Source organism: Blattabacterium cuenoti, assembly GCF_014251955.1.
Taxonomy (GTDB): Bacteria; Bacteroidota; Bacteroidia; order Flavobacteriales; family Blattabacteriaceae; genus Blattabacterium; species Blattabacterium cuenoti_L.
This window is the reverse complement of the sequence record NZ_CP059203.1, coordinates 69,797-87,172: the sequence shown is the minus strand read 5'-3', so window position 1 is coordinate 87,172 and position 17,376 is coordinate 69,797. Positions and strand designations below refer to the sequence as shown.

General features: G+C 26.4%; 14 protein-coding genes. 4 read left to right on the top strand and 10 right to left on the bottom strand.

The features are described 5' to 3' along the window. Positions 1-21: 21 nt before the first annotated feature. On the bottom strand, positions 22-1,071 hold the full coding sequence (gene atpB, locus H0H53_RS00355; protein ID WP_185870564.1) for a F0F1 ATP synthase subunit A: 1,050 nt from the start codon (positions 1,069-1,071) through the stop codon (positions 22-24). 147 nt (positions 1,072-1,218) lie between these two features. Between atpB and H0H53_RS00350 the strand changes: the two genes are divergently transcribed. Next, complete coding sequence (locus H0H53_RS00350) at positions 1,219-2,367, top strand: trans-sulfuration enzyme family protein (RefSeq protein ID WP_185870563.1); 1,149 nt, start codon at positions 1,219-1,221, stop codon at positions 2,365-2,367. On the opposite strand, the gene cysS is transcribed toward H0H53_RS00350, so the two are convergent. The 3 genes from cysS to nadE form a co-directional block, all read right to left on the bottom strand. Continuing rightward, the gene (gene cysS, locus H0H53_RS00345) at positions 2,359-3,867 is read right to left on the bottom strand and encodes a cysteine--tRNA ligase (protein ID WP_185870763.1); all 1,509 of its coding nucleotides are present in this window, start codon (positions 3,865-3,867) and stop codon (positions 2,359-2,361) included. The genes H0H53_RS00350 and cysS overlap by 9 nt on opposite strands. A 21-nt stretch (positions 3,868-3,888) precedes the next feature. Then, complete coding sequence (gene folE / locus H0H53_RS00340; protein WP_185870562.1) at positions 3,889-4,539, bottom strand: GTP cyclohydrolase I FolE; 651 nt, start codon at positions 4,537-4,539, stop codon at positions 3,889-3,891. 161 nt (positions 4,540-4,700) lie between these two features. Next, a complete protein-coding gene (gene nadE / locus H0H53_RS00335) occupies positions 4,701-5,510 on the bottom strand; it encodes an NAD(+) synthase (RefSeq protein ID WP_185870561.1) in 810 nt (269 codons plus the stop codon). A 94-nt stretch (positions 5,511-5,604) separates the two neighbouring features. On the opposite strand from nadE, the gene tsaB reads away from it, so the two are divergent. The 3 genes from tsaB (at position 5,605) to H0H53_RS00320 (ending at position 8,991) form a co-directional block, all read left to right on the top strand. Then, positions 5,605-6,252: a tRNA (adenosine(37)-N6)-threonylcarbamoyltransferase complex dimerization subunit type 1 TsaB gene (gene tsaB / locus H0H53_RS00330; protein WP_185870560.1), complete on the top strand. Its 648-nt coding sequence runs from the start codon at positions 5,605-5,607 to the stop codon at positions 6,250-6,252. A gap of 188 nt (positions 6,253-6,440) precedes the next feature. Then, entirely contained in the window at positions 6,441-8,186 is a 1,746-nt protein-coding gene (locus tag H0H53_RS00325) for a TrkH family potassium uptake protein (protein WP_185870559.1), read from the top strand. Positions 8,187-8,307: 121 nt separating this feature from the next. Further along, entirely contained in the window at positions 8,308-8,991 is a 684-nt protein-coding gene (locus H0H53_RS00320; RefSeq protein ID WP_185870558.1) for a potassium channel family protein, read from the top strand. A 15-nt stretch (positions 8,992-9,006) separates the two neighbouring features. On the opposite strand, the gene H0H53_RS00315 is transcribed toward H0H53_RS00320, so the two are convergent. The 6 genes from H0H53_RS00315 to H0H53_RS00290 form a co-directional block, all read right to left on the bottom strand. Then, the gene (locus H0H53_RS00315) at positions 9,007-10,170 is read right to left on the bottom strand and encodes a hypothetical protein (RefSeq protein WP_317168596.1); all 1,164 of its coding nucleotides are present in this window, start codon (positions 10,168-10,170) and stop codon (positions 9,007-9,009) included. Between the two features lie 101 nt (positions 10,171-10,271). Continuing rightward, positions 10,272-10,919: a c-type cytochrome gene (locus H0H53_RS00310; protein WP_185870556.1), complete on the bottom strand. Its 648-nt coding sequence runs from the start codon at positions 10,917-10,919 to the stop codon at positions 10,272-10,274. Then, a complete protein-coding gene (locus H0H53_RS00305; RefSeq protein WP_185870555.1) occupies positions 10,916-11,470 on the bottom strand; it encodes a DUF3341 domain-containing protein in 555 nt (184 codons plus the stop codon). The genes H0H53_RS00310 and H0H53_RS00305 overlap by 4 nt, the downstream gene beginning before the upstream one ends. 21 nt (positions 11,471-11,491) lie before the next feature. Beyond that, positions 11,492-12,874 (bottom strand): NrfD/PsrC family molybdoenzyme membrane anchor subunit, encoded by a 1,383-nt coding sequence (gene nrfD / locus H0H53_RS00300; protein ID WP_185870554.1) that lies wholly within the window; start codon positions 12,872-12,874, stop codon positions 11,492-11,494. 11 nt (positions 12,875-12,885) lie between these two features. Beyond that, a complete protein-coding gene (locus H0H53_RS00295; protein WP_185870553.1) occupies positions 12,886-15,840 on the bottom strand; it encodes a 4Fe-4S dicluster domain-containing protein in 2,955 nt (984 codons plus the stop codon). A gap of 182 nt (positions 15,841-16,022) precedes the next feature. Next, positions 16,023-17,357 carry a c-type cytochrome gene (locus tag H0H53_RS00290; protein ID WP_185870762.1) on the bottom strand — a complete coding sequence of 445 codons (1,335 nt, stop codon included), beginning with the start codon at positions 17,355-17,357 and terminating at the stop codon, positions 16,023-16,025. Between the last annotated feature and the right edge of the window lie 19 nt (positions 17,358-17,376).

The following is a 17,376-nucleotide window of genomic DNA, read 5'->3' as shown; positions in this document are numbered from 1 at the left end:
TAATTATATTTTTTTTAAATTTTAATGAGTTTTACTTTCATAATTTTTAACAGCTATACCTATAAGTAAAGAAGATAAAGTTGTAAAAATAAAGGCTTGCAAAAAGGCGACCATAACTTCCAATAAATAAATAAAAAAACCGAAAGTTATGGAAAAACCAGCAATAAATAAATTTTTAAAAATAAAAATAAGACAAATAAAACTCAAAACAATAATATGACCAGCAGTAATATTAGCAAATAAACGAATACATAAAGTCAGTGGACGAATAAAAATTCCAATCAATTCTATTGGAGCCAGTATAAATTTTATAAATAAAGGAACATTTGGCATCCAAAAAGTATGTTTCCAATAACTTTTATTGGCATTAATATTAGTTATAAAAAAAGTGATCAACGCTAAAACAAATGTGATACTTATATTTCCTGTTACGTTAGGAAAACTAGGGATAAGACCTATTAAATTGTTTATCAATATGAAAAAAAAAGTGGTCAATAAAAAAGGAAAATAAGGTTTATATTTTTTTTCTCCAATATTTGGAATAGCTATTTCATTACGTATGAATAGAATTAAGAATTCTAAAAAAATTCCTATATTCCATTTCACTTGATGATTCTTGTAACTATATCTCATCTTTATAAAAAGAAAACACAATATAAAACATGAGATGCATATAGATACCACATTTTTTGTAATAGAAAAATCCCAAGGTCTCTTATTGGTTGGAAGTCCTTTCGAATTTATGTGTAAAACTCCTTTAGAATTGGTTTGATATATTTTTTCTTGAAACATTTTATAATATCCAAACTTCCCTTTTACTACATTTCCAAATGAAAATTGAGACGAATAAAAAAATTCCCATCCATTATTCCACAAAAAAATAGGAAAAGAAAAGACATTTCCAAAAACATTCCATTCATGAGAATCACTAATATGTTCAACAATTATTTTAGAAACATCAATAGATTTTTTTTGATTATTTGTTTTCGAAAAAAAACCCGGATTTCCGGAAATAATCGTCATACAAAAAATAAGAAGGATGACTGATAATTTTAGTTGATTTAAAATCATTCAAACATTGAAAAAAACAAAAAATAAATTTATATTTTTTCTGAAAAAGAATATGAATATTTTCCATAAAAATTTATGGAAAATATTGAATTTTCATCTTTTAAATTGTAAAGAGTACATTTGTATATTATTAATGCGAAACACACAATGAAGGAAGAAACAAAACTTATTCAAAAAATATTATCAGATCCTTTAACAGGTGCTATTTCTACACCAATATATCAAACTTCTACTTATGTTCAAGATGCTCCTGGTATTCATAAAGGATTTGATTATACAAGAACAAATAATCCTACAAGAAAAATATTAGAACATTTAATTACAGATTTAGAATATGGTTATGCAAGTCTTGCTTTTTCTTCTGGATTAGCATCTATAGATGCGGTTTTAAAATTATTAAAATGTGGAGATGAAATAGTGGCTGTAGATGATATTTATGGAGGGACTTTTCGTTTGTTGAAGTTGTATAAAAAATTAGAACTTCATTCCAAATTTGTGGATACAACTTTTTCAGAAAATGTTATTTCTGTTATTTCTCATAAAACAAAGCTTATTTGGTTAGAAACTCCCACAAATCCAACATTAAAAATATCTGATATTAAAGAGATTAGTAAAATTTCAAAGAAAAAAAATCCAAATATTTTAGTTGTAGTGGATAATACTTTTGCTTCTCCTGCTATTCAAAATCCTCTCAATTTAGGTGCAGATATAGTCATTCATAGTGCTACAAAATATCTTTCTGGCCATTCAGATGTATTAGCTGGATTAATTACAGTGAAAAAACCAGATTTATATGAAAAATTGAAATATATTCAAAATGCAACTGGAGGAATCTTATCTCCTTTTGATTCTTGGTTAACGATAAGAGGTTGTCAAACTTTGTATTTACGTGTGAAAAAACAATCTGAAAATGCATTTAGAGTCGCCTATTTTTTATTAGAGAAAAAAAAGAAAACCTGTATCGATAAAATTTATTATCCTGGATTATCATCTCATAAAAATCATTCTGTCGCAGTGAAACAACAACGATATTTTGGAGCTATAGTTTCTTTTAGTTTAAAAAATGACACTATAGAATCTGCAAAAAAGGTTGTCACATCTACCAAATTATTCAAATTAGCAGAAAGTTTGGGAGGGACAAAAAGTTTAATTTGTCATCCAGCCACTATGACACATAAATCTACTCCTTTAGAAATCAGAAAAAATGCAGGAATTCAAGATTCACTTATTCGTTTGTCTTTTGGAATAGAAAATGTAGAAGATCTTATAGAGGATATAGATCAAGCATTAACATAATTTATCATCATGTAATGAAATTCCTACGTGAGATAATTCTTTTCGAATTCTATCCGAAAGTATCCAATTTCTTCTTTTTCTTTCTTCTATACGAAATTTTATCAATCTTTCAATAAGTACTTTGAACTTTTTAGAAGTTTCATACGAAGAATTTTTTTCTAATGATAATGTTTGAAGACCAAGAATATCAAAGATAAAATGATTCATGTATTTGTTCCACAAATTGATATCCGAACACCCCATGTTATTAATCACAGAAGAAGAATTATTCACAATGTGAGATGCTTTGAATAAAAAAGAAATTAACAAAGGAATATTAAAATCATCATTTATAGCGTTATAACAATCTTTTATCCATTGAATAATATTGAAAGTTGACGAATAATAATGATTTGTTTTTGTTTTTTCCTTAGTAGAAAAATGTTTCAATTTTTCAATTGCATTCATTAAACGATAATATCCTTTTTCAGCATTTATAAGTCCTTGATACGAAAAATTTAAAAGACTACGATAATGAGATTGTAAAATAAAAAATCGAATGATTGTAGGATGAAAAGATTTATTATAAATAATTATATCTTTTAATCCTAAAAAATTTCCCGTGGATTTGCTCATTTTTTTTCCATTAAAAGTAAGCATATTTGTGTGCATCCAATAATGTGCAAGATTTTTATTTTCATAAATCCCTATGGCTTGAGCTAATTCACATTCATGATGTGGAAATTTTAGATCTATTCCTCCACCATGAATATCAAAAATTTCTCCTAAATATTTTGTACTCATAGTTGTACATTCGATATGCCACCCTGGAAATCCTTTTCCCCATGGAGAATTCCAATTCATAATATGATTATCATTGGCTCTCTTCCAAAGAGAAAAATCTTGAAAACAACGTTTTTCTACAACAACAGAAGAGTTGTTTTTTAATTTTTGATTAAACAGTTTATCTATTTTATTATGACTAAGTTTTCCGTAAGAAGAAAATTTTTTATTATATTTTTTTATATCAAAATAAACAGAACCGTTTTTTTCGTATGCTAATTTTTTTTTGATTAATTCTTGAATTATATCTATTTGTTCTATAATATGACCGGTAGCTGTTGGTTCAATACTAGGAGGTAAAGTATTGAAAATATTTAGTATTTTATGAAAAGAGATAGTATATTTTTGAACAATTTCCATAGGCTCAAGTCCTTCTATACGAGATTTTTTAGAAATTTTGTCTTCTCCATCATCTCTTTCATTTTCTAAATGTCCTACATCCGTGATATTTCTAACATAACGAACTTTGTATCCTAAATGTTTAAAATAACGAAAAACTAAATCAAATGAGATGAAAGTTCGACAATTTCCTAAATGAATATCGTGATAAACTGTAGGGCCACAAACATAAATTCCAACATATTTTTTATTAATAGGCTGAAATAATTCTTTTTTTCCTGTCAAAGAATTATATATTTTTATGTGATTTCGTATATAATTTTTGTCTTCTATATTCATCATATTCATTATTTTTGTTTATTAAGGGATTCCAATATAATGGAAAAATTCCCTTCTAATTTCCGGATTATTTTTAAAGGAACCTATTAATTCAGTAGTAATGGTACTACTTTCTATATCTCTAATTCCACGTGAATTTACACATAAATGTTTTGCATCTATGACACAAGCAACATCTTTTGTTTCTAGGATCTCTTGTAAGGATTTTACAATTTGCATCGTTAAACGTTCTTGAACTTGTGGTCTTTTTGCGTAGTAATTTACAATTCTATTAATTTTGGAAAGCCCGACGACTTTTCCATTAGAAATATAACCAACATGAGCTTTTCCAACAATAGGAAGAAAATGATGTTCGCAAGTAGAATAAACTGTAATATTTTTTTCTATTAGCATTTGGTTATACTTATATTTATTTTCAAATGTGGATGATTTAGGAGTTGTATTTGGATTCAGTCCGCTAAATATTTCTTTTATAAACATCTTTGCTACACGTCTTGGAGTACTTTTTAAACTATCATCATTCATATCTAATCCTAGGATTTTCATAATATGAAAGAAATGTTTTTCTATTTTATCTATTTTTTCTTCATCGCTCATATAAAAAGCATCATTCCGTAATGGAGTTTCGTGATTCACTGAATCAATTTTTTTATTATTTTGTTTTTCCATCATAATAAATCAACTTAATTCATGATAGATAATAAACAAAGGTACGAAAACGATTTCCTATAGATTATTTGTATTCTAATTCTACTTTTTTTATAACTCTGTATCTTTTTTTTAAGAAAAGAAATAGGAATAGAGTTGAAGAAATAATAAATAAGGAAGAAAAATCAATTTTTTATTTTTTTCTTAATATTCATAGGAATTTTGCAAACGGGAATAGGAATCATTTTATGATTATTTTTTTGATGTAATATTTGATATTTTTTAAAAACTTCATATTCTCTTCCTTTGAACAAACTAATATGTTTTGATTTTTTTTTTGACATTTTCATAGCCCATTCTAATTCTTCATAGGAAGCTTCTAATTGTTCTTCATCCGATCTTTGATCCTCCCATAATCCATCTGTGGGTTTTGCTTTTTGAATACAATCAAGAATATTGAATTCTTTAGCTATAGAACGTATTTCACTTTTAGTTAAATCAGCTATTGGATGAAGATCCACTCCTCCATCTCCATATTTTGTAAAGAATCCAACTCCAAAATCCTCTATTTTATTTCCAGTTCCTACAACTAGATAGTTTTTTATATTTGCATAATAATATAGAGTCATCATACGTATCCTAGATTTTATATTTGCTAAAGCTAAATCTTTATTTTTTTTCATTTTCTTATTAACATGAACTGTATGACAAAAAGAAGTAAATAAAGAAGATAAATCTATTTTTAAAGGATAAACATTTATGAATCTGGATGTTAAAAAATTAATATGTTTTTGAGATAGTAAGTTTTTTTTTTTTTCTAAGATAGGCATTTCTAATGCAATAGTAGGATATTTAGTCATGGCGACTAACATGGATGTTACTGCAGAATCTATTCCTCCAGAAATTCCAATGATAAACCCATTTAATTGAGATTTTTTTATGTATTTTTTTATCCAATAGACGATATATTCAATTACTTGTTTTGTATTTATCATTATTTTTTTGATCTACTTTTTTATTTTCTTTTGATTATATTTTAAGAATAAGAAAAAAATTAGAATTAAAGAAAAAAATTGTAAAATTAATCAAATGTCCTTAATTCTTAATTTGGAAACTTCTACAAAAAATTGTTCAGTAAGTATAGCAAAAAACGGAATATGTCTGATTTCTATAGAAGAAAATTCGGATAAATTCCTTCATTCTGAAAAACTGCATACATTTATACAGTATGCGATTACAATTTCGAAAATTGATTTCAATAATTTAGAATCAATTTGTGTGAGTCAAGGACCAGGATCGTATACTTCTTTAAGAATAGGGATCTCTGCAGCTAAAGGTTTGTGTTGTTCTTTAGGGATCCCATTATTATCAGTAGATACATTAACTATTATGGTTCAAAAAATTAATCATATCCAAGATGAAGATGGATTTTTAATCCCCATGATACATGCGAAATCAGATTTTGTTTATACTTCATTATTTAATCAATCTAAAAAGATGCTATGTCCTATTTCTATAAAAAAATTAGGAGATAATTTTTTTCAATCTATTACAAAAAATAGAAAAGTATATTTTTTTGGAAATGTTGGGTTTTCAGAAAAAAAAATTTTCTTCAAAAATTTTCGTTTTATTTCTCAGATTAATCCATCTGCAATGGAAATGTCTTTTCTTTCTTATGTTAAATTTTGTAACAAAGAATTCAATAAAATTGAAACATTTAGACCTTTTTATTTATAAAACAATTTAATATATAGAGGAGTCTCTTTTATTCCTTTTTATTCTTTGAATAAGGATCAACAGAAAAAAATGGTTATTAGATTATGATTATTATTACAAACTTAATTTTTTTTGATAGCGTTTTTTTTTAAAGAAACATAAAGAAATTAGATGATAAATAAGTAAAATTTTTCAAAAAAAAAGGATGTATGATAAAAATTAGATATAGAAATCTATTACCATTTATAACTCCAGTTTTATTTCTGTATATCATGATATCTTTAGGATGGAAAACTTCCATAAATCCTTTTTTCAATTCAGTAATACTTATTGGTATAGTATTATTATTAAGTCTTTTACATTTATTTATTCTTTTTAAAAAAAACCTTAATAAGGGATATCAATCTATGATTTTTTTATCCTTTTTAATTTTGATGATTTCTCTTATTTTTTCTTTTTTTCAAATTTTTTGTAGAAATGAAAAAATTGCAGATATCAAAATTTCCTTGTTTATTAGTCTCATTTTATATATACTCATCTGCATTACATATTTCATGCGAATTGTGTACGTTAAAATACATAATCCTGCTTTTATTTTTATTACGAGTTTTGTCCTTTTATCTTTTTTGGGATCTGTATTACTAATGCTTCCAGCATCTACAGTAAAAGGAATATCCTTCGTAGATGCTTTTTTTACTTCTACAAGTGCCGTTTGTGTTACTGGATTAGTCGTATTAGATACAGCAAAAGATTTTACTTATTTAGGAAAAATAATTATACTTACTTTAGTGGAACTTGGAGGTTTAGGAATTTTAACTATTACTTCTTTTTTTAGTTATTTTTTTAGGGATGGATTTTCTTTCAGAGAAGGGATTTATATTAGTAATTTTTTAAATAAAAAAACCACAAATAATGTTCTTAGTTTGGCAGTAAAAGTGGTTATGTTTACTTTAATAGTAGAAATTATAGGAGCTTTATTAATTTATTTTTCCATTAATAGAGATAGAATGAAATTAGAAAATCCATTGTTTTTTTCTATTTTTCATTCTGTATCAGCTTTTTGTAATAGTGGATTTTCCACCCTTAGTCAAGGTCTTTATTCCGAATCTGTGAGGTTTAATTATTGGTTACAGTTTATCATTGCCTGTTTATTAATATTGGGAGGAATAGGATTTGATATTTTATTTAATTTTTTTACATATATATGGTTAACATTGAAAAAATTTTTTTATAAAATTTTTAAAGACGAATATTTTAGATATCCTGTCCATATTGTCACGTTAAATACAAAAATTGTTGTATTTACAACGTGTTTTTTTCTTTTTTTAGGAACTCTTTTTTATTATATTAGTGAATACCATTGTTCTCTTTCAGAACATACTTCTTTTATAGGAAAATGGGTTGTATCATTTTTTTCTTCTGCAACATCTAGAACAGCAGGGTTTCAAGTATTAGATATGAAAGAATTAGCTCCAGTCACTATTTTATTTACTATTTTTTTAATGTGGATTGGGGCTTCTCCAGCTTCTACAGGTGGTGGAATAAAAACAAGTACTTTTGCATTGGCATTAATGAATATTATTTCTTTATCTAGAGGAAAATCTAGATTAGAGATTCAAAGAAAAGAAATTTCTTCGGAATCTATTAAACTAGCTTTTTCTATTATAATGTTATCCATTATTGTAATATATATTAGTATTTTGATTATTCTATGTTTGGATCCTAAACAGGATATTTTATCCATTTCTTTTGAAGTTTTTTCTGCATTTTCAACAGCAGGATTATCTTTAGGAATTACTTCCAATTTATCTATTGGAAGTAAATTAGTTTTAATCATCCTAATGTTTTTAGGAAGAATAGGTGTTTTCAATATTATGTTAGGATTATTAAAAAATAGAATTAGGACTCATGATTATTATTATAGATATCCTAAAGGATATATTCTCATCAGTTAATTTAGAGAAGAATTACTACGACTTACTTACCTTTGTGTTAAATTAATTTTATTTTTTTATGATTAATGTCTTTTGATAAAATAATAATGAAATGATTTGACTATTATTTAAATTCATAAAAATGAAAATTATAATTATTGGACTAGGAAATTTTGGAAGATCTTTAGCTCTTCATTTGACAGATAATGGTCATGAAGTTTTCGGTGTAGATCATAAGATGGAAAAAGTTGATTTGTTAAAAGATCATATAGCTAATGTCGTCTGTATGGATGCAAATAATGAATACGCATATAAAGTTTTACCAATCCAACAAGCGGATCTAGGAATTGTAGCTATTGGAGAAAATGAAGGTTCTTCTATAGTAACTACGGCTATACTGAAAAAATATAAACATCTTAAAATAGTGAGTCGATCATTATCTAAAATACATGATACAATACTAGAAGCAATGGGAATTAATAATGTTGTTCATCCAGAACAAGATGCCGCTTTTCGATTAACTAAACAAATCTCTTTTAATTATGCTTTAGATTATTTTAGAGTGGATCATAAACATTCCATTGCAGAAGTTTTTTCCCCACATTCTTTTAATGGAAAATCTGTGAAAAGTCTCAATTTAACACAAAAATATTCTGTTTCTTTAATTACTGTCATAAGAGATCTTAAAAATCCTATGTCTTCTAAGAAAAATCCTACCAGAAAAGTGATAGGGTTAGTTACTGGAGATACTATTTTACAAAAAGGAGACATTTTAACTCTTTTTGGATCCAATAAATCTATAATGAATTTTGTAAAAAAAAGATAAAGATGCCAATACTACTCACATATAAGGATATTTGTAGTTTTTACTTTCTTGAAAAAAAGGATTTCCAATAAAACTAAATTCTTTTTTATTCAAATTTATAAATAAAATATAACTAAAAATAGATCCTACTAATAACAAAGATCCAATTTCATATAATCCAAATTTTGGATACGATAATTTGACATCAGGAGCTATCAAACTGTATATATCTATATAATGTCCAATAAGTAAGATACAAGTCACTATAAAAACTATTTTTGGATTTGTTTTGCTTTTACTACTCATCAAACCAAAAAAAGGAACTAAAAAATTTGGAATTATCATCCATAAATGAACAGAATGATATATTTCTTCTCTCTTTATAAAATAAAAAATTTCTTCTGGAATATTTCCATACCAATATAATAAAAATTGTGAAAACCAAAAATACGTCCATAATAAACTAGTAGAAAAAAGATATTTGCTTAAATCATGTAAATGATTTTCGTTAAAAAAAGGAAAATATCCTTTTTTTTTGAGATAAATAGATATTATTGTAATACTTCCAATTCCTGTTACTATATAAGTGCTTAAAACATACCAGCTAAATAAAGTGCTAAACCAATGAGGATTTAAGGACATAATCCAATCCCATCCCATGAGAATAGATGTTATAGAAAAAAAAATAATAAAAATAACAGAGAGTCTATTTAATTGTTTATAAAATATTAAGGAACGTGTCACATTTAACATATGAGATATTTTTTTGATTCTAAAATAAAAAAAACTCCATCCTGCTATATAAATGATACTTCTTATTAAGAAAAAAGGAATATTAAGAAATAATTTTTTATTGGCAATAATTTTGTCATATTTGAATGAAGTAGGATTATTATTCTCTAAAGAAAGATCCATCCAATGAAATAAATGAATAAATCCCATAGCGTTTAAGAATAAAATGATTAATATCATTAATCCACCATATGGAAGGAAAGAAGACACCCCCTCCATGACAGGATGAATGACAATAGACCATCCTGATTTTGATATATTTTGTATGCATAAAAAAAATAATGAACCTAGAGAAATAGTGGTAAAATAAAAAAAACCTATATATAGACTCATCCAAGGTTGATTTTCTTTTTTATCATATTTTTTATGAATAGAGAATGTTTTTTTTTCATTAAAAAAATTATTCATTGAAAATGATATTTTTTCAATAAAAAGAAAAAATAAACCTGTGAACATTATTATGAAAATAATTTTCTTCAATTTTTTAGAAAATTGATACATTTTTTTTACTATTTATTTTTTAAATACATTACATATTCTGCGACTTTCCATCTGTCAATTTCATTTAATTGAGAAGCATAAGAACTCATGTTATTTTTTCCATATGTAACAACATGATAAACACTTCCAATAGTTATATCTCTATCCTTATAACTAGGAATTCCTAATATTTTTTCATTTTTTACCAAAAAACCTTGTCCATCTCCATTATTTCCATGACAAATGGAACAGTTTATTTGATAGATATTTTTTCCATCTTCTAGAATTATTTTATTTGTTTTGTTTTTATTTTGAATCTTTTGATTCTCCTTTTTTTGTAAAGGATATCTCACAATTTTTTTAGAATCATTATATCCTTCATTTGTATTCGGAATATTATAAGAAAAAAATCCATAAGAATTTCTTGGAACAGTTCCTTTCACTGGTAAAAGTGAAGATCCTTTTTTTCCTAAAAAAAAAGGAAGTTGAATAACTTTAGTAGGTTTTTTATAATCGGGATATGGATCTGAATAAGGTTCATAAGCGTCCGAATAGTACATATCTGGCATGTACACTCTATTGGGCTTAGATTTATCAAACCAACAGGAATTTAACATCATAATGATAATGATTGTTATTAAATCAATGATTACAACATAAAAATATTTTATGATCATAATTGATTTGAATTCATTTTCATTTTTTTTATGTTGACTTCCATAGCCCCATTTTTTTTTAATAAACTCATTAATTTTTTGTTTTCAGTATTCTTTTTTGTTGTATGAATTTCTATTAAAAACATATTATTAGTAGTTCTTGGGTCAGGATTTTTTGGAATAAATCCTGGAAATAATCTACATTGAATAAGATAAGTAATACACATGAAATGTGCAGAAAAAAAAATGGATAATTCAAATATAACAGGGACAAAAGAAGGAATATTTCTAATCCAAGAAAAAGAAGGTTTTCCTCCAATATTTTGTGGCCAATCCCAAATCATGGTATACCAAGTAAGGACACTCCCTGTCAAAAATCCTAATAATCCATATATAAAAGAGAAAAAAGATAGATGTGTTTTTTTCAATTCAAGTACATCGTTCAAATGATGAATTGGAAATGGAGAATAGATTTCATGTATATTGATTCCATTTTTTTTAAGAATTTTTATACTATTTATCATTAAATCATCCCTATCATATAATGCATGAATATGTTGTATAAAATCCATATTGATTCATTTTTTTATTAATTAATTAGTAGATACAAAATCTTTGTTAGAAGATTTCAATATCGTTTTCAATTCTGACTGAGAAATTACTGGAAATACACGGATATATAATAAATAAAGAATGAAAAAAAAACCAATTGTTCCTATAAATATCCCAACATCTACAAATGATGGAAGAAATCCAGTCCAAGAAGAAGGGATATAATCCCGACTTAAATTCAATACAATAATGTCAAATCTTTCAAACCACATTCCAATATTTATAAAAATTGCTATAAGATAAGACCAAAAGAAACTTCTTCTTACAGATTTTATCCATAAAAATTGTGGAATAATTACATTACAAAGAATTAAAGTCCAAAAAGCCCACCAAAATGGACCTGTAGCTGCTTTGATAGAAAAATAAGTATATTCCTCGAAAGGATTGCTTGAGTACCATGAAAGAATAAATTCAGAAAGATAAGCTAAAAAAACGATTCCTCCTGTTAACAAAATGATCATATTCATATATTCAATATGATTTCTCGTAATATAACTTTCTAAAGAAAGAACTTTTCGTGTTACACCTAATAAAGTTTGTACCATTGCAAATCCTGAAAAGATAGCTCCAGCTACAAAATAAGGAGGAAATATAGTGCTATGCCACCCCTTGATGACAGAGGTAGAAAAATCAAAAGAAACAATTGTGTGTACTGAAAAAACTAATGGAGTACATAACCCAGCTAAAATTAAAGAAATTTCTTCAAATCTTTTCCAATCTTTAGATGTACCTCCCCATCCAAAACTAAGGATGCTATAGATTTTTTTTTGAATGGGATCTGTCACTCTATCTCGTATCATAGCAAAATCTGGAATTAATCCCATAAACCAGAAAACAGTTGATACAGAAAAATAAGTACTAATGGCAAATACATCCCATAAAAGGGGAGAATTAAAATTGGGCCATAAACTTCCAAATTGGTTAGGAATAGGTAATACCCAGTGAGCGTTCCATGGTCTTCCCATATGAATAATAGGAAATAATCCAGCTTGAATTACCGCAAAAATGGTCATAGCTTCAGCTGATCTATTAATAGATAAACGCCATTTTTGTCTAAATAACAATAAAACGGCTGAAATTAAAGTTCCAGCATGACCAATTCCAACCCACCAAACAAAATTAGTGATATCCCAAGCCCAATTGATAGTTCTATTTAATCCCCAAACCCCTATTCCTGTTCCTAAGGTATAAATAATACATCCTAATCCCCATAAAAAAGCTAAAATAGAAATGAAAAATGCCATCCACCATAAATTTCCAGCTTTTTTTTCTATAGGTTTTAAAATATCATCTGTGATGTTTTGATATGTTTTTTTTCCGATAATTAATGGATCTCTTATAGAAGATTCATAGTTACTTGGCATAATTTTTCCTCCTATTTCAAATTTTTATTTCTAATTTTTAATTGATAAGAAACATTTGGACGTATTCCTATAAAATCAAGAAGTTTATAGGATCTTGAATCTTTGATTTTTCTTGAAATGTGACTGTTTTTATTATTAATATCTCCAAAAACAATTGCATCGGTAGGACAAGAAATACTACAAGCGGTTTCAAATTCTTCATCTTTTATCTTTCTATTTTCTTTTTTTGCTATTCCTATAGTGTATTGTGTTCTTTGTATGCACAAGGAACATTTTTCCATAACTCCTCTGGTTCTTACAACGACATCTGGATTAAGAGACATTTTTCCTAGGGTATTATTCATGTTGAAATCAAATTTATGATTATTTGCATAGTCGAACCAATTAAAACGTCTTACTTTATAAGGACAATTATTTGCACAATAACGTGTTCCTACACAACGATTATAGGCCATCATATTTTGACCTTGTTCTCCGTGTACTGTTGCCCCTACTGGACACACAGTTTCACAAGGAGCATAATCACAATGTTGACACAGGATAGGTTGAAAAGATACCTTTTCAGAAGAAGAATAATATCTATCAACACGTATCCAATGCATATCTCTAGACTTTCTTATCTCTTCCTTTCCAACAACAGGAACATTATTTTCCGAATGACATGATATAACGCAAGATCCACATCCAATACAAGCATTTAAATCTATAGATAAATTAAAATGATGTCCTTTTTTTTCTTTTTCATGACTTTTATCCTCCCAAATGGAAATTTGGTTTGGGGAGATCATTCCTTTGTGAGTGGAAATTTTTTCTTGTTCATTCCAAAATTCTATAGGTTTTTTTAAAAAAGTTTCTAAATCTGTTTCTTTTGCTAAATTCCTTCCTACGGTGGTGTTTTGTAATTGTACACAAGCAAATTTATGTATTTTATTTACTTTTTTGATTTGTATATTTCGTTGTACTAAATCAAAATTTTCGTAAACGATATAAGCATTTTTTCCATTATTATGACTACAACATATTTTAGAGAATTTTTCTATTTGTCCATATCCAAAAGCTAATCCTACAGATCCTATAGCTTGTCCAGGTTGAATATAAATAGGTAGGTCTTTAATTAGTGTTTTGTTATTTTTTATTAAATCAACACAATTTCCATTCATAGCTCCACTCCCTGTATACCAATTTTCTAATCCTATTTTTTTTGCATCATCAGAGGATATAGTTAAATAATTATCCCAAGTAGCTCGTGTGATAGGATCTGGAAGTTCTTGTAACCAAGGATTATTATATTGATGTCCATCTCCCATACTTGTTTTTGTGTATAATCTAAGTTCAAAATATTTTTCTAATTTTTTTTCATAGTTTGTTAATTTTTTATCACCATAATTATAATAATTATTGGATGTGGATGTCTTTTTGAAAGTTATATTTTCTTTTATTTCTATAACTCCATGAAACAAAGCTTCATTAAAAGAGGAAACATTTGATTTTGGAATGATTTCTTGTTCCCAAGTTTTTTTTAAATAATCGTAATAATTTTTTTCTTGAATTTTTCCCCAAATGATTAAGGATTCTTGAAATTGTCTTGTATTGAAAATACGTTGAATTGCAGGTTGAATAAGGGTATAAACTCCTGTGACAGGATGAGTATCTCCCCAACTTTCAAGCCAATGAGGAATAGAGGCTAAAACATTTATCACTTCATTAGTTTCATCTTTTTTCATAGAAAAAGAAACAGTAAGAGGAATCTTTTTTAAGAGTTTTTTTACTTTATTATTATCAGGAAATGGAAGACTATAGATAGGGTTTGTATTATGAATGAAGAGAGCTCCTACTTTATCTTTTTCTAGATCTTCTATAAATTTTTTGAATTTTTCATCATTGCTTTCTTTTGAGAAAAAAAATTTTTCTTGTAAAGCATTACTGTTGATTTTTTGATTTATCAAAAGAGATTGAATATAAGATTCTTTATCTCCATCTGCAAAAATAACACTTTTTGATCCTTTCTTTTTTATTAAGAAGGCTATTTTTTTAACATATTCGTCATTAGATTCTATTCCTAAAAAAAGCTGTTGATAGACTTCAAATAACATTTTTTTTATCTCGGAAGGCTTTTTTGAAATACGAATATCTGCATTTGCTCCAGATAATGTCATATTACTTTCTATTTGAATATGTTTCATCATATATTTATCTGGTATTCTAGCTTTTGCATAAGCTCTTCCCATATTTTCTGGACACCAATCTCCCAAAAAATCAGCATCAAAAGATACTATTAATTCTATTTTTGATAAATCAAAAACTGGAAATCCGCGATATCCAAGGATCTCTTCAGTAGCATCTAAAGCTTTAGAATATGAAATCGCATCATAAGTAATCCATTGAGTGGTAGGATACATTTTTGTAAAATCCTGAATTAATTTTTTTGTAGAAAAACTTGGAAAAGAAGATGAAAGAAAAACAATCTCTTTTTTTAAGAGAGATATTTTTTTTAAATGTTGAATGACATAATCATCTACTTGATTCCAAGAACATTTTTTTCCATTAATAAATGGACTTTTTAATCTTTCTTCATCATAAAGAGATAAAATTGAAGATTGTATTCTAGACGATGTTGTATTAAAATATTTTGACGTTAAATTAGGTTCTATTTTAATAGGACGTCCTTCTCTAGTTTTCACTAATACACTTCCCATATCAAAAGAATCTATCATAGTAGATGCGTAATAGTTAGGAATTCCTGGAGTGATAGCATCTGGCTTAACTATATAAGGAATAGATTTAATGACTGGTCCTTTACATGCTGCTAAAGTTACAGAAGCTGTACTAAACCCGATCCATTTTAGAAAATCACGTCTAGACGTTTTTTTTTGTAAAAAAACTTTAACTGGAATTTCTCCTCTATTATCAACAGAATCAGAAGCATCGGTACTACTACAACAAATAATATTTTGATTTGATTTCATAATAATAATAAAATAAAAAAAACTAAGGTATCTTCTATTTTTTTTCTAATATTTTTCACTACTATACGTAATTAGTAAAAAAAAATAGCTGTTTATTTAATAACTAAAAATAATATTTTAATTAACATAGAACAAAATAATAAGTAAAGAAGAATAATTAAGGAATTAAGAACGTTTTAATTTTAATAGTGGCATTTTGCACATTCTGTTCCTCCAATCATATCTATAGTTGTTTTTTTTTCTTGTTTAATGAAATTTGGAAAATGTTCAATATAGTATTGATTATTAGTATCTATTTCTGTTTTTCTATGACAAGAAATACACCATTCCATAGTAAAATCATTAGACATTTCTACTTGATCCATATTTTGAACTTCACCATGACAAGCATTACAAACTAAATCTACTTTTTTTGATTTTTTTATCATTTTTTTTCCAGTTATTATATGTTGAGAATGATCAAAATGAACAAAATCTGGCATATTGTGGATTCGAATCCATTGAATAGAATGAGTTTTTTCCGAGTATTCTCTTTTTTCTGGATTCCAACCTACTGAGTGATATATTTTTTGTATTTCTTGATTATATTCCTCTCTGCTTTTTCCTTTTTCAAGATAATCTCCTTTGTATTCATTAATAGTAATATGGCAATTCATGCAAATATTTGTTGAAGGAATTCCAGAGACTTTGCTGTATTTAGCAGTAGAATGACAATATTGACAATCAATCCCATTAATTCCAGAATGAATTTTATGAGAAAAATAAATAGGTTGTTCTGGTTTATATCCTTTATTGATATCTATTTTCATTAAAAAATTCCATATCTCATATCCACCCAATATGAAAAAAAATACAAGAAAACAACATGAGAGTATCTTTTTTTTTTCTAAAAATTTATTAGATAAAAAAAGGTAACTAACTCTTAAAAAATTCTTTTTCTTTTCTTCTTGTTGTTTTTTTTGAAAAATGGTATTATTTTCACTTAATAATTTGGTTAAAATTTTAATTCTATATAGTATCCAAAGGAGAATAATAGATAAAATACTAAATCCAAAAACAATGATCTTAGTTAAAAATTGTGGGGAGGTTTCTATTTCATTATGTTTTCCATTATTATTTTGTATTTCTGAATTTTCTTTTTTTTTTGTTGTAGTCTTTATTGGATTTTTAATAAAAAATAAAATATCATCTATTTGTTGTTCGGATAGTTGTGGAAATGAATTCATTTCTGTATTTCCATATTCTTTATAAATGGCTATCGCTTCTTTATCTCCACTTTTTCTTAGAGATTTATTGTCTACAATCCATTTATGCAACCATTCTCTACTTCTTCTTTCTGCGACTCCAGATAAAGCTGGTCCTATCATTTTTTTTTCTAAATCTATGGAATGGCAAGCTGTGCAATTTTTTTTGAACAGTTCCGATCCTCTTTCAGCATTTCCTTCTATATTTTTTGTTTCTATTTTTAAAAAAGAAAACAAAAATAAAAGGATATATAAAAAATTTCTCATTCTCATAATGAACAAATCAATTCAT

Coding starts and splice junctions, on each gene's coding strand:
- atpB (WP_185870564.1), bottom strand. CDS start 1,071: ATGATTTTAAATCAACTAAAATTATCAGTCATCCTTCTTATTTTTTGT.
- H0H53_RS00350 (WP_185870563.1), top strand. CDS start 1,219: ATGAAGGAAGAAACAAAACTTATTCAAAAAATATTATCAGATCCTTTA.
- cysS (WP_185870763.1), bottom strand. CDS start 3,867: ATGAATATAGAAGACAAAAATTATATACGAAATCACATAAAAATATAT.
- folE (WP_185870562.1), bottom strand. CDS start 4,539: ATGATGGAAAAACAAAATAATAAAAAAATTGATTCAGTGAATCACGAA.
- nadE (WP_185870561.1), bottom strand. CDS start 5,510: ATGATAAATACAAAACAAGTAATTGAATATATCGTCTATTGGATAAAA.
- tsaB (WP_185870560.1), top strand. CDS start 5,605: ATGTCCTTAATTCTTAATTTGGAAACTTCTACAAAAAATTGTTCAGTA.
- H0H53_RS00325 (WP_185870559.1), top strand. CDS start 6,441: ATGATAAAAATTAGATATAGAAATCTATTACCATTTATAACTCCAGTT.
- H0H53_RS00320 (WP_185870558.1), top strand. CDS start 8,308: ATGAAAATTATAATTATTGGACTAGGAAATTTTGGAAGATCTTTAGCT.
- H0H53_RS00315 (WP_317168596.1), bottom strand. CDS start 10,170: ATGAATAATTTTTTTAATGAAAAAAAAACATTCTCTATTCATAAAAAA.
- H0H53_RS00310 (WP_185870556.1), bottom strand. CDS start 10,919: ATGATCATAAAATATTTTTATGTTGTAATCATTGATTTAATAACAATC.
- H0H53_RS00305 (WP_185870555.1), bottom strand. CDS start 11,470: ATGGATTTTATACAACATATTCATGCATTATATGATAGGGATGATTTA.
- nrfD (WP_185870554.1), bottom strand. CDS start 12,874: ATGCCAAGTAACTATGAATCTTCTATAAGAGATCCATTAATTATCGGA.
- H0H53_RS00295 (WP_185870553.1), bottom strand. CDS start 15,840: ATGAAATCAAATCAAAATATTATTTGTTGTAGTAGTACCGATGCTTCT.
- H0H53_RS00290 (WP_185870762.1), bottom strand. CDS start 17,357: ATGAGAATGAGAAATTTTTTATATATCCTTTTATTTTTGTTTTCTTTT.